Below are 23,498 nucleotides of genomic sequence, written 5' to 3' on the forward strand. Positions count from 1 at the left end.
CATCGCATCAAGAAATGCGCCTGGAACGACGACTATCTCATCAATGCGATCACTCATATGCGATAGCCCTGCCCTTGCGGGGGAGATGCCCGGCAGGGCAGAGGGGGGTGTGAAGGATCGCTGCCTCTCTGATTTGCAGCTGGGCGCCAGCGTGAAAATGGTGAGGATTGCCGGACAGGCTGGAGGGACAGCACCCCCCTCTGTCCTGCCGGACATCTCCCCCGCAAGGGGGGAGATTGGCCATCATCCCGGCTTTCGCCAATCTCCAAGTCCAACAAAAAAGCCCGGCGCATGGCCGGGCTGTTCTGCTCAACAGAGATTCAAAGATCAATCCGCGTCGATCGCCTCGGCGATGCGGGCGATGGCCTGCTGGTAGACGCTTGCCGAATTCCAGCCGGCGATTGCGCCCATATTGGCCTCATAGCTCGCGCCGGCGTGCCAGCCATGGCCCTTGAGGTAGTTGGCGGTGGAAGCCAGCGCCGTGTTGCGGTCGCGCAGGTTGCCGCTGCCGACGCCGTATTTCAGCACGTTTCCGGGCAGGAACTGGGTGTGGCCGATCTCGCCATGCATGGCGCCGACCGAGGCGGCGCTGAGCGCGCCGCGATCGACCAACTTGAGCGCCGCGATGGCGTGCGGGGTGAAATAATCCGGGCGGCGGCAGTCATAGGCGAGCGTCAGGATGGCCGACACCGTGTTCTGGTTGCCCATCGAGGCGCCGAAGCCGGTCTCCATGCCCCAGATGGCCAGCAGCACGCCCGGCGGCACGCCATAGGTCCGCTCGATATTGGCGAACATCGCCGCGTTCGCCTTCTTCAGCGCACGGCCTCTCGAGATGATGGCGGAAGCGCCGCGGCGCTTCATGAAGGCCTCCACCGAGCCGCTGAAAGCCTTGTGGATGGCGCGGTCGGCCGAAATCGTCCTTGTCGCGTAGGTCGCCCCGGCCAGCGCCGAAAGGCCCCTTTGGCCGACGCCATTGGCCTTGGCCTCGGCGGCAAAGTCCTGCTTCCAGGCGTCGAAGCCGGCGCCGTTCTTGCCGCAGCTGGCCGCGGCCTCGGCGCCTGTCGCCAGCCCAAACATCGCCACCACCGCCGCGGCGGCCACGAAAATCCTTCCCTTGGCAAAAAATGCCATATCCGTCTCCTGGTTGCCTTGAATCACGTCTCGGTTGCGAATTTGCCAGCGAAACGCCTGATTGTCACCGCCCCCGCCGGGGACGTGACACCCGACACTGGCGAAAGAAGGGCAATTTGCCTACGATCAGGCATCAGGTGTGGCGGGCTTGCCTCATGAAAGACGTTGACGTCGTGATCATTGGCGCCGGTTCCGCGGGGCTTGCCGCGGCCAAGACGCTTCGAGCGGCCGGGCTTTCCTTCCTTCTTCTTGAGGCGATGGATCGCATCGGCGGCCGTGCCTGGACCAGCGACCGCCATTTCGGCGTGCCCTTCGACATTGGCTGCGCCTGGCTGCACGCGGCAGACCGCAATCCTTATTTTCCGGACGCCCAGGCGGCCGGCTGGACGCTGCATCACCACGACATGAATGTCGACCACCTCTATTACCGCAAGCGCAAGGCGGGCGAGGAGGAAGAGGCCGAGATGAAGGCGGCCGATGCCAAGCTGTTCGAATTGCTCGCCAATCACCAGGTCGAGGAAGGCGACGACGACCGGCTGTCGGCGCTGCTCGCCAAGGGCCAGGCGCCGCGCGCGGCCGCCACCTTCGCCGGCCCGATGGATTTCGGCGCCGACGAGGACGAGATCTCGATCCGCGACTTCCAGGCGGCCGCCGACCTCGACCCCAATTATTTCAGCAAGGAAGGGTTCGGCGCGCTGGTCGCGCGCTTCGGCTTCGATGTGCCGGTCGAGCTGTCGACGCCGGTGCGCAAGATCCTCTGGGATGTACCGGGCGTCGCCTGCGTCACCGACCGCGGCACGGTGCGCGCGAAGGCGGTGATCGTCACCGCCTCGCCGGCCGTGCTCGCCTTCGAGGAGATCGAGTTCTCGCCGGCGCTGCCCGACGCGCATTTCGGCGCCTTCTTCGACCTGCCCATGGGCATGCTGACCAAGCTGCCGGTGGAGATCAAGGGCACGCGGCTCGGCCTTGAACCTTTCGACGACCTTCTGATCGAACGCATGGCCAGGCACGACATCTATTTCCTCTGCTTCCCCTTCGATCTCGACCTGATGGTCGGTTTCGTCGGCGGCGACTTCGCCTGGGAAATGTCGGCCGCCGGCGAGGCGGCCGGGGTCGATTTCGTCGTCGACCGCCTGTGCGGCATCTTCGGCGGCGACGTAAGGAAGCATGTCGGCCGCGCCATGATGACCAACTGGGGCGCGGAGCGCTTTGTGCGCGGCGCCTATGCCGCGGCGCGCCCTGGCCGTTCGGAGGCGCGCGCGACGCTGCTGCAGCCGCTGGCGGAAAAGATCTTCTTCGCCGGCGAGCATGTCGCCGGCCCGCTGATCCAGACCTGCGGCGACGCCAGGCTTTCGGGCGAAAGCGTGGCCCGGCAGGTCATTGCCCAGCTCGCTACGAAATAGCTTCGGAACGCCGGAGGCCCGGCGGACGTTTCGACGAGGCTTCCACCTCTTCCGCATGTTGAAAACAAGATGAAGCTGTTCGACTGTCCAAACTGCGGCCACCGCCTTTATTTCGAGAACGCCCAGTGTCTGAACTGTTCCAGCCTGGTGCTCTACGACCCGTACGAAGCACGTTTCCTGCTGGCGGGTGCGAGCGGCGTTGCCGCATGCGGCAATGCCGACGAGTGCGCCTGCAACTGGCGGGCCGAGGCTGGCCGGACTTTCTGCCGCGCCTGCGCCCTCAACCAGGTCATTCCCGACCTTTCCATCGACGGCAACCGTCGGCGCTGGATCCGGGTCGAAGCAGCGAAGAAGCGGGCCGTCTATTCACTGCTCGCCTTTGGCCTGCCGGTCGTTCCCAAGGCCGACGCCAAGGATGAGATCGGCCTTGCCTTCGACCTCCTCGCCGACCCGATCGGCGCCGGTCCGGGCGGAGAGCGCATCCTGACCGGCCATGACAACGGCTTGGTCACGCTCAACGTTGCCGAGGCCGATTCTGTCGAGCGCGAGCGACGACGCGTCGAGATGGGCGAGAATTACCGCACCTTGCTCGGCCATTTCCGTCACGAGCTCGGCCATTATTATTGGGATCGGCTGATCCGTGGCGATCCCGCTCGGCTTTCAGTCTTCCGCGCGCTCTTCGGCGACGAGCAGGCCGATTATGAGCAGGCCCTGAAGGCATACTACGCCAATGGCGCGCCGCCGGACTGGCAGCAACGCCACATCTCCGCCTATGCCGCATCCCATCCCTGGGAGGACTGGGCCGAGACCTGGGCGCATCATCTCCACATCGCCGACACGCTGGAAATGGTCCATGCGCTGAATTTTCCGCTGGGCCGGCTGGAGACCGTGGATGCCGACGCCATCCCGCGCGGCGACACTGGTGGCCGTCTGCACCCGGCGCCCGCCGATCCCGACCTGGATCCGGAGCCATTTGAAAGGATCCTGGCCCGCTGGCTGGTATTGTCGGAGGCATCCAACTCGATCAACCGCTGCATGGGTCTGCCGGATCTTTACCCCTTCGTGATTTCCGAGGTGGCGGCGCGCAAACTCGCATTCGTGCACGATCTTTTGACAGGCGCGCCGAAAAAGGCCTGGAACAATTCGTGAGCGGGCGCAAAGCACTTTAGCCGGAACGCATAAGCCTTTGTTTCGTTTCCGATCCCGAGGGAGCGTTGAAAACGGAGAGAAGAACCATGACACGCGTGTTGTTTCCGGCTCTGGCCGGTGCGCTGCTCACAATCTCGGGCGCAGCTTTCGCCGACACTCCCGTACAGGCGGTGACCGACTTGAACGTTCGCGCCGGCCCCGGGCCGCAATATCCGGTTATCGGCGTGCTGGCGGCAGGGCAGTCGGCCACGCTTAACGGCTGCATCGAAGGCAGCAAATGGTGCACGATCGCCGAAGCCGACGGCAAGGGCTGGGTCTATTCCGACTATGTGACGGGCGATTTCGGCGGCAGCCGCGTCGTCGTGACCCGCCGCCCGGCCAATGCCGAGATCGCCGTCGTCGCCCCGCCGACCGACAACATCTACACGACCGATACCTACACCGGCGCCATCGTTTCCAACGACGACGCCATCGAGTCGATCGGCAGGCCGCCGGCCGAGGTCGGCACCTATGTCGCCACGCACCGGGTCGACCCGGTCTATCTCGACGGCGAGGTGGTGACCGGCGCCACACTGCCCGACACGGTCGAGCTGCGCGAGATCCCCGATTACCGGTATCGCTACGTCTATGTGAACAACCAGCCGGCGCTGGTCGACCCTGGCACGCGGCGCATCGTCTATGTGATGCGCTGATCGGCCTGATCGCTGTCAGATAACGGCCGCCATCGCTGGCGGCCGTTTTTTGATCCTGCTCGCGGCAACTCCGCGTGGACGGTAATTGCGCGGTAACTGCCGATCTCCTAGACCCATGTGGCGAAAGCCTTCGGCAGGGGAGCCGCGTGACGATCGAAAATGCCGCCTTCGAGCGCTATCGCCGCTCGCCGAACGAAAAGACCAATTTGCTGCGCCTGTTCTTCGGGACGGCGATCGTCATCGCCTTCTGGATGGCGATGACGGCTCTGGTGCTGTTTGCCGGCACCTATCTCTACATTGTCTGGCGTCTCCCCGGCCCCTCGACCGGGCGCTACATGCAGGACTTCCTGGCATCGCCCACCGGCATCCTGAGCGCGCTGACCTCTTTTGCCGGCATCTGGATCGGCCTGTGGGTGGCGATGCGCTTCGTCCACGGTGAGCCGCTGTCGGCCCTGTTCGGCGTCAGCCGCCGCGTCGCGGGCGGCGATTTCCTCAAGGGCCTGGCCGCGGTGATGATCACCTCGCTCTTTTCCGAGGTCTTGCTCTATTGGCTGCAGCCCGAGATCGCGCGCGGACCGATCGCCTTTTCGTCCTGGCTGCTCTTCCTGGTGCCGATCGTGCTGCTCGCCTTCCTGCAGACCTCGTCGGAGGAGATGCTGTTTCGCGGCTATCTGCTGCGCGGCCTCGCCTATCGCTTCAGCAGCCCGCTGGTCTGGGCGCTGCTGCCCGGGCTGCTGTTCGCGTCGCTGCACTGGAATTCGGCCTCGACACTTGCCATCAATGCCTGCGTGCTGGTCTCGATCGGCACCTTTGCGCTGCTGCTCACGCTCCTGGTCTATGTCACCGGCAATCTGGGCGCCGGTTTCGGCGCCCATCTCGGCAACAATCTGACCGGCTTCCTGCTGATCTCGCACCAGGAGGGCTACAATTCCTTCGCGCTGCTCAATGCCAAGCCCCTCGAAGGTCCCGGCTGGACCAATCTGGACGCCGTTCTCATCGCCGCGATCGGCGTCGTCAGCACGCTTCTGACGATGCTGCTGCTTTTGCACCGGCGCTCGCCGCTGCGGGTCGGGGCGACCCGGCAAAGCCCGCTATGAGGTGCCCCAAATGGCGGCGTTTTGGCCCGAGCCTTGACTCCGCGGCCAATTTCCTGTCTAGAGCCGCTGAATTCCGCGACGAGTTTTCTTTCGCGAAAGCCGACCAGGACGCCGAAGCCTCTTGAGGCTGGTGCTGTAAAGAGATCCTGGAGGCCAACACCCGGCAGCGCGATGCGCCCCCGGGTGCTTTTTGGCTTTGCGCTTTTGCTTGGCGACCCGGCGCGAACGCACTACCTCTCGGTCGAAACCCACCGAGATCAAGGACCGCAGATGTTTGAATCCCTCCAGGAGCGTCTTGGCTCCATCCTGAACGGCCTGACTGGCCGCGGCGCGCTGTCCGAGGCGGATGTCTCGGCGGCTTTGCGCGAGGTGCGCCGGGCGCTGCTCGAGGCCGACGTCGCGCTGGAAGTGGTTCGCTCCTTCACCGACAAGGTGCGCGAGAAGGCGGTCGGCGCCGCGGTGCTGAAGTCGATCAAGCCCGGACAGATGGTCGTCAAGATCGTCCATGACGAGCTGGTCGAGATGCTCGGCGCCGAGGGCGTCGCCATCGACCTCAACGCGCCGGCGCCCGTCGTCGTCATGATGGTCGGCCTGCAGGGCTCCGGCAAGACGACGACATCGGCCAAGATCGCCAAGCGCCTGACCGAGCGGCAGAACAAGAAGGTCCTGATGGCCTCGCTCGACACGCGGCGGCCCGCAGCACAAGAGCAGCTGCGCCAGCTCGGCGAGCAGACCAAGGTCGCCACCCTGCCGATCATCGCCGGCCAGAGCCCGGTCGATATCGCCAAGCGCGCTGTGCAGGCCGCCAGGCTTGGCGGCCATGACGTCGTCATCCTCGACACCGCCGGCCGCACCCATATCGACGAGCCGCTGATGGTCGAGATGGCCGACATCAAGAAGGTGTCGAGCCCGCACGAGATCCTGCTGGTCGCCGACTCGCTGACCGGCCAGGACGCCGTGAACCTTGCCAAGAGCTTCGACGAACGCGTCGGCATCACCGGCCTTGTGCTGACCCGCATGGACGGCGACGGCCGCGGCGGCGCGGCGCTGTCGATGCGCGCCGTGACCGGCAAGCCGATCAAGCTGATCGGCACCGGCGAAAAGATGGACGGGTTGGAGGAATTCCACCCCAAGCGCATCGCCGACCGCATCCTCGGCATGGGCGACATCGTCTCGCTCGTCGAGAAGGCCGCCGAGACCATCGACGCCGAGCAGGCGGCGGCGATGGCCAAGAAGATGCAATCGGGCAAGTTCGACCTGAACGACCTCGCCCAACAGCTTCAGCAGATGTCGAAAATGGGCGGCATGGGCGGCATCATGGGCATGATGCCCGGCATGGGCAAGATGAAGGACCAGCTGGCCGCCGCCGGTCTCGACGACAAGATGTTCGGCCGCCAGCTCGCCATCATCTCCTCGATGACCAAGGCCGAGCGCGCCAACCCCGACATGCTCAAACACTCGCGCAAGAAGCGCATCGCCGCCGGCTCCGGCACCGACGCGGCCGAGATCAACAAGCTGTTGAAGATGCACCGCGGCATGGCCGACATGATGAAGGCAATGGGCGGCAAGGGCAAAGGCGGCGGCCTCATGCGCGGCATGATGGGCGGCCTCGCCTCGAAAATGGGCCTTGGCGGCATGATGCCGGGCGGCGGCATGCCCGATCTTTCCAGGATGGATCCCAAGCAGCTCGAGGCCCTGCAGAAGCAGGCGCAGTCCGCCGGTCTCGGCAAAGGCATGCCGGGCGGCCTGCCCGGTGGCGGCGGACTGCCGGGCCTGCCCGGCGGCATGAAGCTTCCGGGTCTTCCGGGCGTCGGCGGCGGCGGGCTGCCCGGCCTTGGGAAAAAGAAGTGAGGGGGCGATGAACGAGGAGAAAGACATGGCCGACGCACGCGCCATCCTGGCTGGCTACCGCGCTTCGATCGACAACATCGACGCCGCCCTCATCCATATGCTGGCCGAGCGCTTCCGCTGCACCAAGGCGGTCGGCGTCCTGAAGGCCGAGCATGGCCTGCCGCCCGCCGACCCGTCGCGCGAGCAGCAGCAGATCGCCCGCCTTCGCCAGTTGGCGAAAGATGCGAACCTCGACCCGGATTTCGCGGAGAAGTTCCTGAACTTCGTCGTCCGCGAGGTGATCCGGCATCACGAACAGATCGCCGCTTCCAATGGTGTGACGAAAACGGGTTGAAGAAACCCCGACTTATTCAACGAAATCAGAGCTTTTAGGAGAAAACAATGGCACTGAAGATCAGACTGGCCCGTGCGGGCTCGAAGAAGCGTCCTTACTACCACGTCGTCGTCGCCGACGCCCGTTCGCCGCGCGACGGCCGGTTCATCGAGTCGCTCGGCTCGTGGAACCCGCTGCTGCCGAAGGACGGCGAGCGCGTCAAGGTCGACGCCGATCGCGTCAAGCATTGGCTGTCGCATGGCGCCCAGCCGACCGACCGCGTGCTGCGCTTCCTCGACGAGGCCGGCCTTGCCAAGCGCGAAACCCGCTCGAACCCGAACAAGGCCCTGCCCGGCAAGAAGGCGCAAGAACGAGCCGCCCTGTTGAAGAAGGCCCAGGAAGACGCGGCCGCTGCCGCCGCCGCGGCGACCGCTGCGCCGGCCGAGGCTGAAGCCGCCACCGCCGAGTAATCACGGCTTTTTCATTAACGAGAACGGCGGGCCCATGCCCGCCGTTTTTTATTCGATTGTCCGGTCCGATGCCTCAATAGCCGGACGGGCAGCGCGCCACATAAACGCGTCCGTAGCGGTCGCGGTAGCGGCACTGGCCGGCTTCGCTGGCATGACCGATCAGCGCGCCGGCCACTGCGCCAACAGCGCCGCCGACCACCGCGCCTTGCACCGGATCGCCTGCCACCGCGGCACCGACCGCCGCACCGCCCAAGCCGCCGATCGCAGCACCCTTTTCTGTTTGCGAGCAGGCGCCAAGGGCCACCGTCAGCACCAGGATGGTAATTGCTTTCTTCATTGCTGTTCCTCTCTCAAGCGCCGTCCTCGCCGCCATGCCCTAAACTCACGAACAGCTGAATTGATCCCGCAGATGATGAAGATTGGCCGGCTACGCGCCGGCCGGATTTACGGTACTGAGCGCCAACGCATTGAAACTTCGTGGTTTTCACCGCTCGGCGAGGCGCCGCAGATTGCCCAGCCCAGCCTCGAAATCCTTGCCGATCAGCGTGTCGAAATTCATGAACAGGCCCATCAGCTTGGCAATGAAAGGCCTTGCGCCGCGCATTGCCCAGGTGACCGTGGTGCCCTCGCCGGACGGCGAAAGCGAGAAATCGACAGTGTTGTTGGCCCTGAATGGCTTTTCGAAATCGAGTTTGAGCGAAACCAGCGAGGACGGCACCGAGTTGACGATTTCCATGCGGCCCTTGCCGGCCTTGCTGTTGCCCTCCCAGGCATAGGCCGCGCCCTTGCCGCTTTCGGCGCCGGACAAAGTGCGCTTCATCCCGGGGTCGAGCTTTTCGTAGGGCGACCATTCGGGCCAGCGCCGAAAATCGTCGATCAGCGGGAAGATCGTCTCGGCAGGCGCCTTGATGCTGGCCGAGCGGGTGACGACGAAATCGTTCGGCCGGGTCGCGGCATAGACCAGCACGGCGGCGATGATGACGGCCAGGATGATGAGGATAGTGGCAAACATCTCTTCTCCTCCCTATCGCGAAAACGGGATCAGCGCGCGCACTCTTGCGTCGCGCAGATAGAGTCCGCCCCACAGGATAATGCCGAGATAGACGCCGAACAGCGTGTGCGAGAACAGTGGGTTGCCAATCCGCACATGCGTCGAAATCGCGCCGCCCATATAGGCGGTGAGCAGGATGGCGCCGAGCACCGACGTGCGTGGCCATGCGTAGAGCGCGGTCGAGATCAGGCCGATGACGCCCAGCATGCGCGCCACATTCGGATCGGCCGGCCAGCCGAGCTGCGCCATCGTTTGCGTGACGATGTCGAGCGGCGGCAGCTTGATGGCGCCGTCGAAGATCATGAACGGGACGATGACGCCGCTGAGCGCGCGCCCGGCCCACAAAGCGCCTTTTGAAGCAGGCGCGGCTTCGGAAATGCTCATGGATATTCCCTCCTGATGGTTTCGAATGCCGGCCATTTGCCGGGTTCGATCCAAGGACGAAGGAACATGCCGCGATCCTACACGCCTTCGTCATACTCGGGCTTGACCCGAGTATCCATGCCGTGACGTCGAACGAAGAATGCAGCGCTCTAGAATGAAGCTCCAGCCAGGCGATCTTAACTTCTGGCCCGATGGCGCCCGTGACCAACGCCACGGCATGATTCTAGGGTCTGCGCCGCGTCGCTTCGCTCCTTGCTCCGCCCTAGAATGACGAAGAGAACACAGCGCTTTCGACCAATCTCCGAGGGCAGAGCCCTCGTGGGTCGACCTCCTAAGAGAAGTAGAACTTGTCGGCCGCGATCATCTTCGGCGGCGTCTCGTCCAGCGCCTCGAACACGGAGATCTCGCAGACGCGGCAAAGGCCGTCGAGCGCCAAGTCGTTGGCCTCGATGCCAAACGGGTCCTCGAGCTCTTCCGACAGCGCGTCGAGGCCGAAGAACGTATAGGCGATCAGCGCCGTGAACAGCGGCGTCGCCCAACCCGTGGTCGAGACCAGGCCGGTCGGCAAGAGCAGGCAGACGACATAGGCCGTGCGGTGCACCAGCAGCGTATAGGCGAAGGGCAAGGGCGTGCCGGCGATCCGCTCGCAGCCGGCCTGGATGGCGGCGATCGCGGCCAGCCTTTCATCGAGGATGCGGAAGCCGATCGGGTCGAGCGCGCCCGCCTCGCGCCGCGCATTGGCGCGCCGGCCCATGCGGCGGACCATGTCGTCGGCCGGATTGGTGCGGGCGGCGGCCTTGTCGACCTCGTCGCCGATGAAGGCGCGGGCATCCTTTATGCTGTCGATTTTGCGCAGTTGCCCGCGCAGCAGGTGGCAGAAGGCAAGCGCCTCCATCAGAAGCGCGCGCTGCTCGGCGCGGTCGCCGACCAGGCTGGTGGTGGCGCGCGCCAGGTTGCGTATCTCGAAAACCAGCGCGCCCCAGAGTTTGCGCGCCTCCCACCATCGGTCATAGGCGGCGTTGTTGCGGAACGACAGATAGATCGAGAGCGTCACGCCGACGAGCCCGAAAGGCGCGATGCTGAAAGCGCTGAGGTCGAGATGGAACTGCCGCGCGAGCAGCAGGATGACCGCCGAATAGAGGGCGAAGCCGAAAATCTGCGGCAGGATGCGCGGCACCACCGAACCACGCATGATGAAGAACAATTGCAGGAATGTCGGGCGCGGTCGGACGATCATCGGGTTAACCTTTGCAAGCCGGCTTGGCTTTGATGTCTTATTGTGCGGTCGATGCCCGCGGCGCGACAGCAAGCGACATCGAGATGTCGTCGGCACGGCCGGACCGTCGGCCCTTGCATGTATTGAGACATACGACTGCGACTGCCAAGAGGAGGAGCGACGATGACGGGCGAGACCGAGCTGCAAAAACTGCTCGCGTCAATGACGCCGCAACTGCTTGCCGACGTCTATGTGTTCGCGACGCTGGCGCCGGACACGCCGGTCCCGGCGAGACTCGATCCCATCATGCAATTTCGCGAGCGGGAAGGCCTGACCCTGATCACGACCGAAGACGAGGCGAAGGCCGCCGGCCTTGCCGGAACGTTCCGCTGCCGGATGATCACGCTCGACATCCACTCCTCGCTGGAAGCCGTCGGCTTCCTCGCCGCCATCACGAGACGGCTCGCGGCGGCCGGCATGGGCGTCAATCCGGTCTCGGCCTTCTATCACGACCATCTCTTCGTGCCGGCGGAGCGGGCGGAGGAGGCGCTGGCCACATTGCAGCGGTTGGCGGCGGAAAGCGGCGGGTGAACTCAGCGCCTGAGCGCGTAGAGATGGTTTCGGCGACGGCTCGGCCAACAAGGAAGGCCTGCTGGATATTTCGCGATGGTGGCGGCATCGGAGCCGATGGCCGGGCGTAGGGTGATTTCGGTCCGGTCACTCATAGGCCGGCGCTGCCCCTCATCCGCCCTTCGGGCACCTTCTCCCCGTTGAACGGGGAGAAGGAAGGGCGTCCCGGCCAAAGGCCGAGCCCGCGACTGCGGGCCGCCGGTCGTCCGGCGCCCCCCCGCGGAGGGCCCGCCGCGGCAGCGGCGATACGGCCCGTGAGCGAAAACAAACTGCCGAAGGCCGAGCCCGCGACTGCGGGCCGCCGGTCGTCCGGCGCCCCCCGCGGAGGGCCCGCCGCGGCAGCGGCGACACGGCCCGTGAGCGAAAACAAACTGCCGAAGGCCGAGCCCGCGACCGCGGGCCGCCGGCTTTCCGGCGCCCCCGCGGAGGCCAGCCGCGGCAGCGGCGGTGCGGCCCGTGAGCGAGATTAAGCCGCCTTCTGCTTCGGCTGGATGAGGCCGCGCTCGACCAGCAGCTCGGCGATCTGCACGGCGTTCAGCGCCGCGCCCTTGCGCAGATTGTCGGAGACAACCCACATCGACAGGCCGTTGTCGACGGTCGAATCCTCGCGGATGCGCGAGATGAAGGTTGCGTCCTCGCCGGCCGATTCGAGCGGCGTGATGTAGCCGCCGTTCTCGCGCTTGTCGAGCACCTGGCAGCCGGGCGCCTCGCGCAGGATCTCGCGCGCTTCATCCGCCGTGATCGGCTTCTCGAACTCGATGTTGACGGCTTCCGAATGGCCGATGAACACCGGCACGCGCACGCAGGTCGCCGTCAGCTTGATCTTGGGGTCGAGCATCTTCTTGGTCTCGGCGACCATCTTCCACTCTTCCTTGGTGAAGCCGTCGTCGAGGAAGACGTCGATATGCGGGATGACATTGAAGGCGATGCGCTTGGTGAACTTCTTGACGTCGACCTGGTCGGCGACGAACACCGCGCGGGTCTGGGTGAACAGCTCATCCATGCCTTCCTTGCCCGCGCCGGAGACCGACTGGTAGGTGGCGACGACGACGCGCTTGATGGTGGCGACGTCATGCAGCGGCTTCAGCGCCACGACGAGCTGCGCGGTCGAGCAGTTCGGGTTGGCGATGATGTTCTTGCGTGTAAACAGCGAGATCGCGTCCGGGTTGACCTCCGGCACGATCAGCGGCACGTCCGGATCGTATCGGAAGGCCGACGAATTATCGATGACGACGCAGCCCTGCTTGCCGATCTTCGGCGACCATTCCTTCGACACATTGCCGCCCGCCGACATGACGCAGATGTCGGTATCGGAAAAATCGTACTGGTCGAGCGCCTTGACCTTCAGCGTGCGGTCGCCGAAGGACACTTCGGTGCCCTGGCTGCGCCGCGACGCCAGCGCCACCACTTCGCTCACCGGGAAGCCGCGTTCGTCCAGAATGTTGAGCATTTCGCGGCCCACATTGCCCGTGGCGCCGACTACCGCAACCTTGAAACTCATCTGATATCTCCTGTCCCTCTCCGCTTGGTTGTTGGAGAAACCCGCCGGCCTCATGCGGGTTCCGCCCCCGGGCCGGACCCGGGAGAGGGTGGTTAGGCCAAGGGAATCACACCGTTTTGGTGGTGGTTTTGGCCGTAGTTTTGCTGGAACGGACGGACGCGTCTAAGCGCCCAGCCCAATGCGTTACATTGTGGCTGGGGGAGTCGAATGCAAGAAGAGCCATCAAAAGGCCGCGCATCGAAAAACGATCCCGTTCGACGCGGGCTTTTACGCGGTTTGATGAAAGAGTCAATTGGCGCAACGCTCTCCTTCTCCCCGTCACTATACGGGGAGAAGGTGCCCGAAGGGCGGATGAGGGGCGGCGCCGACTTCGACAGTTAGCTCGTCCGGAAGTGAGGCCTGAAGCCTCGCCCCTGCCTTACCTATCAGCGGTCGCGCTGCCCCTCACCTGCCTGCCGGCATCCTCTCCCCGTATAGTGACGGGGAGAGGGGCGCTCTCGCGAGCGGTTTCGCCAGCCGGCACAGCATGGTCGCGGTCCCGGTGGAGCCGATGCACTATACAAGTGAGGCCGCAAGAAGTACGAACGCCCAAATATCCTTTGGCTGGCGCAGTGCCGGCCTTGTGCTCCACGACGAGCACAGAACCCCGAATTCCGAAAGAAGAAAATGTCCAGTTTCGAAACGATCGTTCCTGCGCTGGCGGAGGCGCTGGAAAAGCGCGGTTATTCAGCGCTGACGCCGGTGCAGAAGGCGGTGCTGGAGACGGAGCTCGGCCAGGCCGACGCGCTGGTTTCGGCGCAGACCGGATCCGGCAAGACCGTCGCCTTCGGCCTCGCCGTGGCGCCGACCCTGCTTGGCGGTGCTGAGCGTTTCGCCGGCGCCGGCGCGCCGCTGGGGCTGGTCGTGGCGCCGACACGCGAGCTGGCGCTGCAGGTGCGGCGCGAGCTCGAATGGCTTTACGAACTGACTGGCGCGCAGATCGCCTCCTGCGTCGGCGGCATGGACATGCGCACCGAGCGGCGCGCGCTGGAACGCGGCGCCCACATCGTCGTCGGCACGCCCGGGCGGCTGCGCGACCACATCACGCGCGGCGCGCTCGACATGTCGGCGCTGAAGGCCGTGGTGCTGGACGAGGCCGACGAGATGCTCGACCTCGGTTTTCGCGAAGACCTCGAATTCATCCTCGATGCCGCACCGCCCGAGCGCCGCACGCTGATGTTTTCCGCCACCGTGCCGCGCTCCATCGCAACGCTCGCCCAGGGCTACCAGCGCGACGCGGTGCGGATCTCCGCCGGCGGCGAGGAAAAGCAGCATCTCGACATCGAATACCGAGCGCTCAGCGTTGCCCAGGCCGACCGGGAAAACGCCATCATCAACGTGCTGCGCTACTACGAGGCGCAAAACGCGCTGGTGTTCTGCAACACACGCGCGGCGGTCAACCACCTGACGGCGCGCTTCAACAACCGCAATTTCTCCGTCGTGGCGCTGTCGGGCGAGCTCAGCCAGAACGAGCGCAGCCACGCGCTGCAGGCGATGCGCGACGGCCGCGCAAAAGTCTGCATCGCAACGGATGTCGCGGCGCGCGGCATCGACCTGCCCAATCTCGAGCTGGTGGTGCATGCCGATCTGCCGACCAACCCCGAGACGCTGCTGCATCGCAGTGGTCGCACGGGCCGCGCCGGGCGCAAAGGCGTCAGCGCCCTGATCGTTCCTGGAAATGCCCGCAGGCGCACCGAGCGGCTGCTGCACAATGCCGGCATCAAGGCGACATGGGCGAGCCCGCCCTCGGCCGACGATGTGCTGCGCCGCGACGACGAGCGCATTCTGGCCGACCCCGCGCTTGCCGAACCGATCAACGAGGAGGAGCGCTCCTTCATCGAGACGCTGCTCAACCAGCACGGCGTCGAACAAGTGGCGGCGGCCTTCGTGCGGCTTTGCCGCAGCAGCCGCTCGGCGCCTGAGGACCTGCTCGACGTCGCGTCGTTCACGCCTTCGCATGAAAGATTGGCGGGCGAGAAATTCGCGCGCCGCGACGAAACACCCAGCCGCCGTGACGATTTCGGCGACAGCGTCTGGTTCTCGCTTTCGGTCGGCCGCCGCCAGAATGCCGAGCCGCGCTGGCTGATCCCAATGCTATGCCGCACCGCCGGCATGTCCAAGCGCGAGATCGGCGCCATCAAGATGCAGCCGGAAGAGACCTTCGTGCAGATCGCCGCCGACTGGGCCGACCGATTCGTCGCCGCGATCGGCCCCGACCGCAAGCTGCAGGGCAACATCGCGGTCAGGCGGATCGACGGCACGCCGGACCTGTCGCGCGCCGGCTACCAGCCGCCGAAGCCGGACAAGAAGCCGCATCGCGGCAAGGGTGCTTTCGACCAGAAGAGCCCCAGATTCGAGAAGCGGGAACCGGGCGAGCGACAGCCTGGCGGCGAGGCGAAACCCTGCGCGAAGAAGCCGGCAAAGGCGAAGTTCGACAAGCCGAAATCCGACCAGTCGGCAAAGCGCAAGAAGCAGAAGAAGCGGCCAGCGTAAGATCGCGACGGAAGTTGGAAGCCGACCCGCGGCGAGCGCCGGGTAGATCGCCAACCTCGGAGATTAGCTGAAGCGTCCGAACTTCGTCATCCACGGGCGGAGCGGGAGCGAAGCGGACGCGTAGACCCGAGGATCCATTCCGTGACCTCGCGCGAAGAGTCGCAACGGTGCGGAACGAAGGCTTTTTCTGAACCGCTGCGACGCTCATAGGTCACGGAATGGATTCCATGGTCTGTGCTGCGTCGCTTCGCTCCTTGCTCCGCCATGGAATGACGAAGGCGTGGTGGCTGCCGGCTCCCGCAACGTCGGGCTGACCGGCTGGTTTCACCCCAGGAACTTGGCGATGATGGCGTCGCCCATTTCGGTGGTGCCGACTTCCTTCATACCTTCCGAGAAGATGTCCTTGGTGCGCAGGCCGTCGTCGAGCACGGCGGCGATCGCCGCTTCGAGCTTGTCGGCCTCGGCGACCATACCGAAGGAATAGCGTAGGCACATGGCGAAGGACGCGATCATGGCGATCGGGTTGGCGATGCCCTTGCCGGCGATGTCGGGCGCCGAGCCGTGCACCGGCTCGTAGAGCGCCTTGCGCTTCTTAGTCTTCACATCCGGCGCGCCGAGCGAGGCCGACGGCAACATGCCGATCGAGCCGGTCAGCATGGCGGCGATGTCGGAGAGCATGTCGCCGAACAGATTGTCGGTGACGATGACGTCGAACTGCTTCGGCCAGCGCACCAGCTGCATGCCGCCGGCGTCGGCCAGCATGTGGTCGAGCTTGACGTCGCTGTATCTGGCCTTGTGCGTCTGGCTGACCACCTCGTTCCACAAAACGCCCGACTTCATGACGTTGCGCTTTTCCATCGAGGTGACGTGATTCTTGCGCGTCCGCGCCAGCTCGAAGGCGACGCCCGAAATGCGCTCGATCTCGAACGTGTCGTAGACCTGGGTGTCGATGCCGCGCTTCTGGCCGTTGCCGAGATCGATGATCTGTTTCGGCTCGCCGAAATAGACGCCGCCGGTGAGCTCGCGCACGATCAGGATGTCGAGGCCCTCGACCACGTCCTGCTTGAGCGAGGAAGAGGCGGCCAAAGCCGGGTAGCAGATCGCGGGCCTGAGGTTGGCGAACAGCTCCATGTCCTTGCGCAGCCGCAGCAGGCCGGCCTCGGGGCGCACCTCGTAAGGCACGGCATCCCATTTCGGCCCGCCGACGGCGCCGAACAGCACCGCATCCGCCGCCATCGCCTTTGCCATGTCTGCATCGGAGATCGCCGCGCCATGCGCGTCGTAGGCGCAGCCGCCGACCAGCCCCTCGTCGGTGGCGAAGCCGCTGCCGAGCTTGTCGTTCATGGCCTTGATCAGCTTCTTCACCTCGGCCATGGCCTCGGGGCCGATGCCGTCGCCGGCGAGCAGGAAGAGATTTTTCGAAGCCATGGAGAACCGTCCGGTGAGAGCATTGAACCGGCGCCTTGCTAAACGGCAAGCGCTTGCGGCGCAAGGGGACGAGCGCCGAGATCCTTCACACCCCCCTCTGCCCTGCCGGGCATCTCCCCCGCAAGGGGGGAGATCGATGCACTTCGGCCTTCGCCAATCGCCGACGTTGAAAAAGAGGAGCGGGGCGGCCAAGCTGCCAATCTCCCCCCTTGCGGGGGTTGAGGAGCGGTCCGCGCAGCGGACGGGAAGCCAATTGCTTGGCTTTCCGAGCGACGAAAGCCGGCAGGACAGAGAGGGGTGCTGTCCCGCCAGCGTCTCAAAGAAGACCGGCAGCGCCTACCGATGCGACAGAATATTCACCAGCCTGCCGAACGGATCGCGAACATAGAAGCGCCGCACGCCCCAGGGCTCGTCAGCCGGGCCATATTCGACGGCGAAGCCGGCGGCCTTCATACCCGCAAGCGCCGCATCCACATCGTCGACCTCGATCGAAAGGTCCGGCACCGGCGTACCTGACCGCCCTCGGCCATGAAGCTCACCTGCGCCTGCATCCGTTCCTCGGAGCCATAGGTGGCGATCCAGCCTTGATCCATGAGGATGTCGAGGCCAAGCACGTCATGATAGAAGCGCTTCGCCGCCGCGATGTCCCTTGTGGCGATGTTGGCTACGATGCGCCGGACAGTCATCGCTCCGGCCCCTGTGCCGTGCGCCGCAGCGCCGTCACCTCGATCTCGATCTTCATCTCCGGCTTGTTGAGCTGGCACACGATCATCGTCGCCGCCGGGCGGATGTCGCCGAACGCCTCGCCGAGGATCGGGAAGACCACGTCAACGAAGGCTTGGTCGGTGATGTAGTAATGCGCCCGCACCACGTCGGCCATGTCGAAGCCGCCATCGGCCAGCGCCTTGGCGATGGTCGCGAGGCAATTGCGCGTCTGCGCCTCGACCGTATCCGGCATCGTCATGGTGGCATAGTCGTAGCCGGTCGTTCCCGAGACGAAACACCAGTCGCCCTGCACCACCGCGCGCGAATAGCCGGCGGTCTTCTCGAAGGGGGAGCCGGTGGAGATGAGCTTGCGCATGGGCGGCCTCGTTGGGTTGCAGGCCTGAATTTAGCAGGCGGAGCGGCGCAGATCGTGGGCCAAGCCGGGCGGAGCATTGTCACGAAGGCAGGCGCAAGCCTTGGAGATTGGTTTGGGCCTTCCTCCGGTCGTCATTCCACGGCGGAGCAAGGAGCGAAGCGACGCGCGCAGACCCTGGAATCCATGCCGTGACGTCGAAGCGCCGCCAGCGGTGCAGAATTCTGCTCCGATGCACTCTGCGGCAACCGTTACGGCATGGATCCTCGGGTCTGCGCTCCGCTGCGCGTCGCTCCGCCCGAGGATGGCGAAGCTGACGGGTGGTCAGCAAGACACCGGTCTAAGGTATGTTGAGCTTCAGGTCAGGCCGAGTCGAAAGTGGTGGCTGCCCAGAACCGGAGCGGAGCGTACTTAAGTACGTGAGCACCGGAAGCGCAGGAGGCCGCCACTTGCAGGCCGGCCTCACCTGAATATCAGCATACCTTAATTCCCCGACCCTTGCGCGTCGTCATAGGCCTTCTTGATGTCGTCCGGCCAGTCCTTGACCGGTGGCCAGGCCTGCGGCTCGCCATTGTCGCCGCGGCGGGCGAAATAGACTTTCTGCTTGGCCGGGTCGACGGCCATGAAGCCGTCATTGCCGCCGCAGTCATGCGGCACGCAGCCGGTGGCGTAGAAGGCGCCCGATGCCGTCTTTTCGGTGCCGCCGCCGACCAGCAGGCTGGTCGCCATGTCGGGCATGTCGTCGCCCAGCAGCGCCTGTCCGGCCTTGTAGACGGCCTCGTTGTGGAAGGCGTCGATGATGTTGTCGTATTTCGACGGGTCGACGTCCTTCCAGCCGGTGCCGGGTTCGGGCGTGTAGGTCAGGTTGCCGGAGGTCGTCAGCCCTTCCGTGGGCGACCATTGCAGCGCCGGCTTGGAATCGCCGGGCAGCAGATAGGGCACGAAATAGATGGCGCTGTCGGAGACTGCCGCCGGCGGCGCGCCGCATTCGTCCTGCTCGACCGTGGTGGTCTGGATCTCGCCGTCCTTCGGCTTCCAGACGATGACCTTGGCCGGACCGCACTGGTTGCCGCCGTCGCCGACATCGACCAGCGCCACGTTGACGTCGCCGATCTTGACGATCCTGTCGAAGAAGACGTCGTAATTGCTGGCCAGCTGCTTGCCGTCATAGGACAGCACCTTCTCGCCGTCCTGCTCCGGCTGAGTGATGGTGAGCTGGCCGCCTTCGAACGGGATCGGCGCCTGCTTGTCGTCATCCGACGCGGCCTGGTCGCTGCCCGATCCCTGGTCGGACGCGCCTTGATCGGCGGCCGGCTGGTCGGACGTCGCGGGCGTCGGCTGCGTGGCCGGCGCGGCGGTCTGCGCATTCGCGCCGATTGTGGCGAGAGCGAGTGCCACCGAAGCAGCCAGAAGCGAGCGTGTCATGACTGTCCCTCCATTCAGCCGCCACGAACCCGGCCTGCCATGGCCGGGGCCTATCGATATAGCTTAGGTGCTCAGGCCCAGGGGCGCTGCTCGGCATTCTTCTTCTCGAAGGATGCGATGGCGCCGGCCTTCTCCATGGTCAGCCCGATGTCGTCGAGGCCGTTCAAGAGGCAATGGCGCTTGAAGTCGTCGAGGTCGAACGTCACCACGCCGCCGTCCGGCCCGCGGATTTCCTTGGCTTCCAGATCGATCGACAGCGTCGCGTTGGAGCCGCGCGAGGCGTCGTCCATCAGCTTGTCGAGGTCTTCCGGGCTGACGGTGATCGGCAGGATGCCGTTCTTGAAGCAGTTGTTGTAGAAGATGTCGGCGAACGAGGTCGAAATCACGCAGCGTATGCCGAAATCGAGCAGCGCCCAGGGCGCATGCTCGCGGCTCGAGCCGCAGCCGAAATTGTCGCCGGCGACCAGGATCTGCGCCTTGCGGTAGGCCGGCTTGTTGAGCACGAAATCCGGGTTCTCCGAACCGTCCTCATTGTAGCGCATCTCGGCGAAAAGCCCGGTGCCGAGCCCGGTGCGCTTGATCGTCTTGAGATAATCCTTCGGGATGATCATGTCGGTGTCGACATTGACGATCGGCATGGGCGCGGCGACGCCGGTGAGCTTGGTGAATTTATCCATGATCCTTGCCCGTCTTCTTGGCTTGCGGGGAATTTTGCCGGACGGTTTACACAAAGCCGGCGGCAAATGAAAGGCAACTGTTCGTGCGCGGGCCTTGGGCCAAGTCGAGCATGGCATGCGCGCCGGAGCTGCAATACCTAAAAAACGGCTTCGAAATCCTGGCCGGCTGGTGCAGTCTGCGATCATGGTTGAGCCTTCCAAAGTCCTTTACGCCAGCGAGCCTGCCCTCGACGTCGCCGAATTCCGCCGTGTGCTGGTCGAATCCGGCCTCGGTGCAACACGGCCCGTTGACGACGAAGCGCGCCTGAAGACAATGCTCGGCAATGCCAATCTGGTGCTGACAGCGCGGCTCGACATCGAGGGCAAGCCGCTGATCGGCGTCGCGCGCGGCATCACCGATTTTTCCTGGGTCTGCTACATCTCCGAACTCGCAGTATCCGCCTCGGCACAGGGTCTCGGCGTCGGCAAGGGCCTGATGGACGAGGCGCAGCGGCAGCTCGGGCCTTCGGTCGCCATCAGCCTGATCTCGATGCCCGACGCCGTCGGCTTTTACGAGCGCATCGGCATGACGCGCATGGCGGACGCCTTCTGGTTCTCCCGCAAAAGCTGACCTGAACCGCCACCGATATCGGAGCCGACTCCTGCCTGGAACCGGCGAGCCAGATCGACCCCCACTCCGTCGAGCTTCGCTCGACACCTCTCCCTCGATCGACGGGGGAGAGGAACCGTGCGAGTTCGCCGACCCTGGCTCCCTTCCTCTCCCTCCGGAGGGGGGAGAGGTGGCGCTGCGAAGCAGCGACGGAGTGGGGGAAGGCGCTGCTCAAAAGCGAAGCCACCTCAAGACAGGCACAATCCGGCAAGCAAGAAAACTTAGGCAAGCAGTCATCAGGCGGCAGAATATTTTTGCCACCGCTTGACATGCAACCAAATAGTTGCATATTAGAGCCATGAGCATGGATGCCGTCTTTCGCGCTTTGGCCGACCCGACCCGCCGGCAATTGCTGGACAGTCTCCATGCCCGGAACGGGCAGACGCTGAACGCGCTCTGCGAGCATATGGACATGACGCGCCAGGCGGTGACCAAGCACCTGGCGATCCTCGAGGAGGCCAACCTCGTCACCACCATGCGCCGCGGCCGCGAGAAGGAGCACTACCTCAACCCCGTTCCGATCAACGAGATCGCCGAGCGCTGGATCGGCAAGTTCGAGCGGGGGCGGCTTGCTGCCCTCAGCCACCTGAAGCAACGCCTTGAAAGGGAAGAGCCGTGAGCGAGAACAGCTTTGTCTATGTCACCTATATCCGCACGACGCCTGAAAAACTTTGGCAGGCGCTGACCGATCCCGAGTTCAACCGGCAGTTCTTCCTCTGCTCCCATCAGGAGAGCGACTGGAAGGTCGGTTCGAGCTGGAAACTGGTCTTCCCCGACGGGCGCGTCGCCGACTCGGGCGAGATCCTCGAGGTTGACCCGCCAAGACGCCTGGTCATCAAATGGCGCAACGAATGGATGCCCGAGGTCAAGGAGGACGGCTACACCCGCTGCACCTTCACCATAGAGCCCGACGGCGAGTTGATGAAGCTCGCCGTCATCCACGAGGCCGACGGCCCGCACAGGCTGATCCCGAACGTCTCCAAGGGCTGGCCGCTGGTTCTGGCGAGCCTCAAGAGCCTGCTTGAAACCGGCAAGGGTTTCGAGCGCCCGCCGTCAAAGGGGTGAACGTTCGTTTCGGATACGAGACAATCCTTGGTGGAGTTGAATCTGATGCTTCACTTGTCGTTACCGCAAGCCATGGCGAATGCAGACACAGTCATGGCCTCGGCCGAGCTTTGCGCCTCGCCGGGCGAGGTTATCGCGGCGCTGGTCACCAGTGAAGTCGAGCGCTGGTGGGGTTCGCCCGAAACCTACCGCATGACCGACTGGTCCGCCGATCTGCGTGTCGGCGGCGGCTGGAACGTCACGGTGCAGGCCGCCGACGGTAGACACCTCCCCGCCGGCGGAAAATTCCTCGAAATCGAGATGCCGCGCCGCATCGTGCAGACGCGGCGCTACGATTGGGACCATCCGGCGCTGGGGCATCACGAGACGACGGTGGCTTATCTGCTGGAGCCGATCGGCGGCGACACGCGGCTCACCGTCTGCCATGGCGGCTTCGCGGGTTTCCCGGATGCGGCGGCGGAACATGCCGAAGGCTGGGCGCGGGTGCTTGGGTGGCTGCAGGGCTATTTTGCCGGCGCGGCCGTCCCTTCCCCCCCTTTGTCCCTTGTGGGGGAAGGGAGCGCTGACGCTAGATCACATTCAATTCCCTGAACGCCCTTCCCTCCACCACCCTTTCATATCCAAACGCCCTGCAGTCCACCGTCCTGTACCCGCCATGCACGATCAACTCGGCGATCGACTTCCCCACTGCCGGCGCCTGCTGCAGGCCGTGGCCGGAGAACCCGTTGGCGAAGAGGAAGTTCTGGACCTCCGGGTGCGGTCCGATCACCGCGTTCTGGTCGAGCGTGTTGTAGTCGTAATGCCCGACCCAGGCGCGCGTCGGCTTGATCGCTTCGAAAGCCGGGATGCGGGCGGCTAAGGTCGGCCAGACCACCTCTTCGAACAGCGGCCAGTTGACGTCGAAATCCTTCGGGTCGGGCGCGACATCGCCCTCCTCCGGCTCGGCGCCGCCGGTGAGGTAGACGGAGCCTTCCGGCCGCACATAGATTCCGCTTGGATCGACCAGCAGCGGCATGTCGGCATATTTCTCGCGCGCCTCGAAGACGAAGACGTTGCGCTTGCGCGGCTCGACCGGCAGCGCAAGCCCGGCGAAAGCCGCCACCTTGCCGGCATTCGGCCCGGCGGCGTTGACGACAATGCCCGCTTCCAGCGTCTCGCCATTGTCGAGGCGTACACTGGTGACGCGATTGCCGTCGCGCGCAATGCCGGTGACGGATGCCGTGATGAAATCGATCTTCTTGTCGCGCAGCGCCTTGCGGAACAGCGTCAGCAGCGCATGCGCGTCGAACCAGCCCTCGCCGCTGCGGCCAAAGGCGCCGGCGGTGATGCCTTCGACCGACAGCCACGGGAAGCGGCGCGCCAGCTGCCCGGCGTCCTCGAGCAGGATATCGGCGCCCTCGGCGACCTGCGTCTGGTGATTGGACTTGAGGATCGGCAGGCCGGCCTCGCCGGCGAGGATAAGGTAGCCGCCCTCGCGAAAGCCGATATCGGCGTCGGCGCCGAAAATCTCCTTCAGCCGCCGGAACAGTTTCAGCGTGAACTGCGACAGGCGGATGTTTTCCGGGATGGAGAATTGCTGGCGGATCGAGGCGAGCGACAAGGTCGTCGCCGCGTGCGGAAACTGCGGATCGCGCTCGATCAGCGCGATCGAGCCGGTAAAGCCCTCCTCGCGCAAATAGTAGGCGACCGAGGACCCGACGATGGCTCCGCCGATGATGACGATGTCGTAGCGCATTTTTTCTCCGATCATTCGGTC

The 23,498-nt window shown here is 64.9% G+C and carries 24 protein-coding genes and 1 pseudogene; 13 read left to right on the forward strand and 12 right to left on the reverse strand.

The window, feature by feature from the left end; genetic code table 11:
• Window positions 1-327: 327 nt before the first annotated feature.
• On the reverse strand, window positions 328-1,131 hold the full coding sequence (locus FJ418_RS07665) for a lytic transglycosylase domain-containing protein (RefSeq protein ID WP_140707258.1): 804 nt from the start codon (window positions 1,129-1,131) through the stop codon (window positions 328-330).
• Between the two features lie 155 nt (window positions 1,132-1,286).
• On the opposite strand from FJ418_RS07665, the gene FJ418_RS07670 reads away from it, so the two are divergent.
• From FJ418_RS07670 to rpsP, 7 genes are all read left to right on the forward strand, one after another.
• Window positions 1,287-2,534, forward strand: coding sequence for an NAD(P)/FAD-dependent oxidoreductase (locus tag FJ418_RS07670; protein WP_140864631.1), 1,248 nt, complete (start codon window positions 1,287-1,289; stop codon window positions 2,532-2,534).
• 69 nt (window positions 2,535-2,603) lie between these two features.
• Window positions 2,604-3,683 (forward strand): putative zinc-binding metallopeptidase, encoded by a 1,080-nt coding sequence (locus tag FJ418_RS07675; protein WP_140864633.1) that lies wholly within the window; start codon window positions 2,604-2,606, stop codon window positions 3,681-3,683.
• An 86-nt stretch (window positions 3,684-3,769) separates the two neighbouring features.
• Window positions 3,770-4,375, forward strand: coding sequence for a DUF1236 domain-containing protein (locus FJ418_RS07680; RefSeq protein ID WP_140647871.1), 606 nt, complete (start codon window positions 3,770-3,772; stop codon window positions 4,373-4,375).
• Between the two features lie 146 nt (window positions 4,376-4,521).
• On the forward strand, window positions 4,522-5,472 hold the full coding sequence (locus FJ418_RS07685) for a type II CAAX endopeptidase family protein (protein WP_140864635.1): 951 nt from the start codon (window positions 4,522-4,524) through the stop codon (window positions 5,470-5,472).
• Window positions 5,473-5,742: 270 nt separating this feature from the next.
• Window positions 5,743-7,323, forward strand: coding sequence for a signal recognition particle protein (ffh, locus tag FJ418_RS07690; RefSeq protein ID WP_140864637.1), 1,581 nt, complete (start codon window positions 5,743-5,745; stop codon window positions 7,321-7,323).
• A 7-nt stretch (window positions 7,324-7,330) separates the two neighbouring features.
• Window positions 7,331-7,657 (forward strand): chorismate mutase, encoded by a 327-nt coding sequence (locus tag FJ418_RS07695; RefSeq protein WP_140658643.1) that lies wholly within the window; start codon window positions 7,331-7,333, stop codon window positions 7,655-7,657.
• 47 nt (window positions 7,658-7,704) lie between these two features.
• Complete coding sequence (rpsP, locus tag FJ418_RS07700) at window positions 7,705-8,106, forward strand: 30S ribosomal protein S16 (RefSeq protein WP_140658644.1); 402 nt, start codon at window positions 7,705-7,707, stop codon at window positions 8,104-8,106.
• A gap of 73 nt (window positions 8,107-8,179) precedes the next feature.
• Here rpsP and FJ418_RS07705 read toward each other — a convergent pair whose 3' ends face one another.
• The 4 genes from FJ418_RS07705 to FJ418_RS07720 all read right to left on the reverse strand — a co-directional run bounded on the left by FJ418_RS07705 (window position 8,180) and on the right by FJ418_RS07720 (window position 10,778).
• On the reverse strand, window positions 8,180-8,443 hold the full coding sequence (locus FJ418_RS07705; protein WP_095770014.1) for a YMGG-like glycine zipper-containing protein: 264 nt from the start codon (window positions 8,441-8,443) through the stop codon (window positions 8,180-8,182).
• A 147-nt stretch (window positions 8,444-8,590) separates the two neighbouring features.
• Window positions 8,591-9,118: an SRPBCC family protein gene (locus FJ418_RS07710; RefSeq protein WP_140858010.1), complete on the reverse strand. Its 528-nt coding sequence runs from the start codon at window positions 9,116-9,118 to the stop codon at window positions 8,591-8,593.
• A gap of 12 nt (window positions 9,119-9,130) precedes the next feature.
• Window positions 9,131-9,541 (reverse strand): DoxX family protein, encoded by a 411-nt coding sequence (locus FJ418_RS07715; protein WP_140864639.1) that lies wholly within the window; start codon window positions 9,539-9,541, stop codon window positions 9,131-9,133.
• 331 nt (window positions 9,542-9,872) lie between these two features.
• The gene (locus FJ418_RS07720; RefSeq protein WP_140864641.1) at window positions 9,873-10,778 is read right to left on the reverse strand and encodes a bestrophin family ion channel; all 906 of its coding nucleotides are present in this window, start codon (window positions 10,776-10,778) and stop codon (window positions 9,873-9,875) included.
• Window positions 10,779-10,940: 162 nt separating this feature from the next.
• On the opposite strand from FJ418_RS07720, the gene FJ418_RS07725 reads away from it, so the two are divergent.
• Window positions 10,941-11,348, forward strand: a complete 408-nt coding sequence (locus tag FJ418_RS07725) for an ACT domain-containing protein (protein WP_140864642.1) — start codon at window positions 10,941-10,943, stop codon at window positions 11,346-11,348.
• Window positions 11,349-11,853: 505 nt separating this feature from the next.
• Here the strand turns inward: FJ418_RS07725 and FJ418_RS07730 are convergent.
• Window positions 11,854-12,888: an aspartate-semialdehyde dehydrogenase gene (locus tag FJ418_RS07730; RefSeq protein ID WP_140864644.1), complete on the reverse strand. Its 1,035-nt coding sequence runs from the start codon at window positions 12,886-12,888 to the stop codon at window positions 11,854-11,856.
• A 666-nt stretch (window positions 12,889-13,554) separates the two neighbouring features.
• Here FJ418_RS07730 and FJ418_RS07740 point away from each other — a divergent pair.
• Window positions 13,555-15,420: a DEAD/DEAH box helicase gene (locus tag FJ418_RS07740; protein WP_140864646.1), complete on the forward strand. Its 1,866-nt coding sequence runs from the start codon at window positions 13,555-13,557 to the stop codon at window positions 15,418-15,420.
• A gap of 324 nt (window positions 15,421-15,744) precedes the next feature.
• Here FJ418_RS07740 and leuB read toward each other — a convergent pair whose 3' ends face one another.
• From leuB to leuD, 5 genes and pseudogenes are all read right to left on the reverse strand, one after another.
• The gene (gene leuB, locus FJ418_RS07745) at window positions 15,745-16,848 is read right to left on the reverse strand and encodes a 3-isopropylmalate dehydrogenase (protein WP_140647185.1); all 1,104 of its coding nucleotides are present in this window, start codon (window positions 16,846-16,848) and stop codon (window positions 15,745-15,747) included.
• A 336-nt stretch (window positions 16,849-17,184) separates the two neighbouring features.
• A pseudogene (locus FJ418_RS07755) lies at window positions 17,185-17,534 on the reverse strand (VOC family protein).
• Window positions 17,531-17,929: a RidA family protein gene (locus FJ418_RS07760; protein WP_140647187.1), complete on the reverse strand. Its 399-nt coding sequence runs from the start codon at window positions 17,927-17,929 to the stop codon at window positions 17,531-17,533. Before FJ418_RS07760 ends, FJ418_RS07755 begins: the two are co-directional and overlap by 4 nt.
• A 480-nt stretch (window positions 17,930-18,409) precedes the next feature.
• Window positions 18,410-19,351, reverse strand: coding sequence for a hypothetical protein (locus tag FJ418_RS07765; protein ID WP_140864648.1), 942 nt, complete (start codon window positions 19,349-19,351; stop codon window positions 18,410-18,412).
• Between the two features lie 71 nt (window positions 19,352-19,422).
• Entirely contained in the window at window positions 19,423-20,028 is a 606-nt protein-coding gene (gene leuD, locus FJ418_RS07770) for a 3-isopropylmalate dehydratase small subunit (RefSeq protein ID WP_140647189.1), read from the reverse strand.
• A 184-nt stretch (window positions 20,029-20,212) separates the two neighbouring features.
• Between leuD and FJ418_RS07775 the strand changes: the two genes are divergently transcribed.
• The 4 genes from FJ418_RS07775 to FJ418_RS07795 all read left to right on the forward strand — a co-directional run bounded on the left by FJ418_RS07775 (window position 20,213) and on the right by FJ418_RS07795 (window position 22,333).
• Complete coding sequence (locus FJ418_RS07775; protein ID WP_140864650.1) at window positions 20,213-20,638, forward strand: GNAT family N-acetyltransferase; 426 nt, start codon at window positions 20,213-20,215, stop codon at window positions 20,636-20,638.
• 343 nt (window positions 20,639-20,981) lie between these two features.
• Window positions 20,982-21,296 carry a metalloregulator ArsR/SmtB family transcription factor gene (locus FJ418_RS07785; protein ID WP_210243147.1) on the forward strand — a complete coding sequence of 105 codons (315 nt, stop codon included), beginning with the start codon at window positions 20,982-20,984 and terminating at the stop codon, window positions 21,294-21,296.
• Entirely contained in the window at window positions 21,293-21,742 is a 450-nt protein-coding gene (locus FJ418_RS07790) for an SRPBCC family protein (RefSeq protein WP_140864654.1), read from the forward strand. The genes FJ418_RS07785 and FJ418_RS07790 overlap by 4 nt, the downstream gene beginning before the upstream one ends.
• Before the next feature lie 93 nt (window positions 21,743-21,835).
• Window positions 21,836-22,333 (forward strand): SRPBCC domain-containing protein, encoded by a 498-nt coding sequence (locus tag FJ418_RS07795; RefSeq protein WP_246682974.1) that lies wholly within the window; start codon window positions 21,836-21,838, stop codon window positions 22,331-22,333.
• Here FJ418_RS07795 and FJ418_RS07800 read toward each other — a convergent pair.
• The gene (locus FJ418_RS07800; protein WP_140864658.1) at window positions 22,311-23,477 is read right to left on the reverse strand and encodes an FAD-binding oxidoreductase; all 1,167 of its coding nucleotides are present in this window, start codon (window positions 23,475-23,477) and stop codon (window positions 22,311-22,313) included. The two genes, FJ418_RS07795 and FJ418_RS07800, sit on opposite strands and share 23 nt — an antisense overlap.
• Window positions 23,478-23,498 lie beyond the last annotated feature (21 nt).

This window comes from Mesorhizobium sp. B2-8-3, assembly GCF_006440815.1.
In the GTDB taxonomy this organism is placed as follows: domain Bacteria; phylum Pseudomonadota; class Alphaproteobacteria; order Rhizobiales; family Rhizobiaceae; genus Mesorhizobium.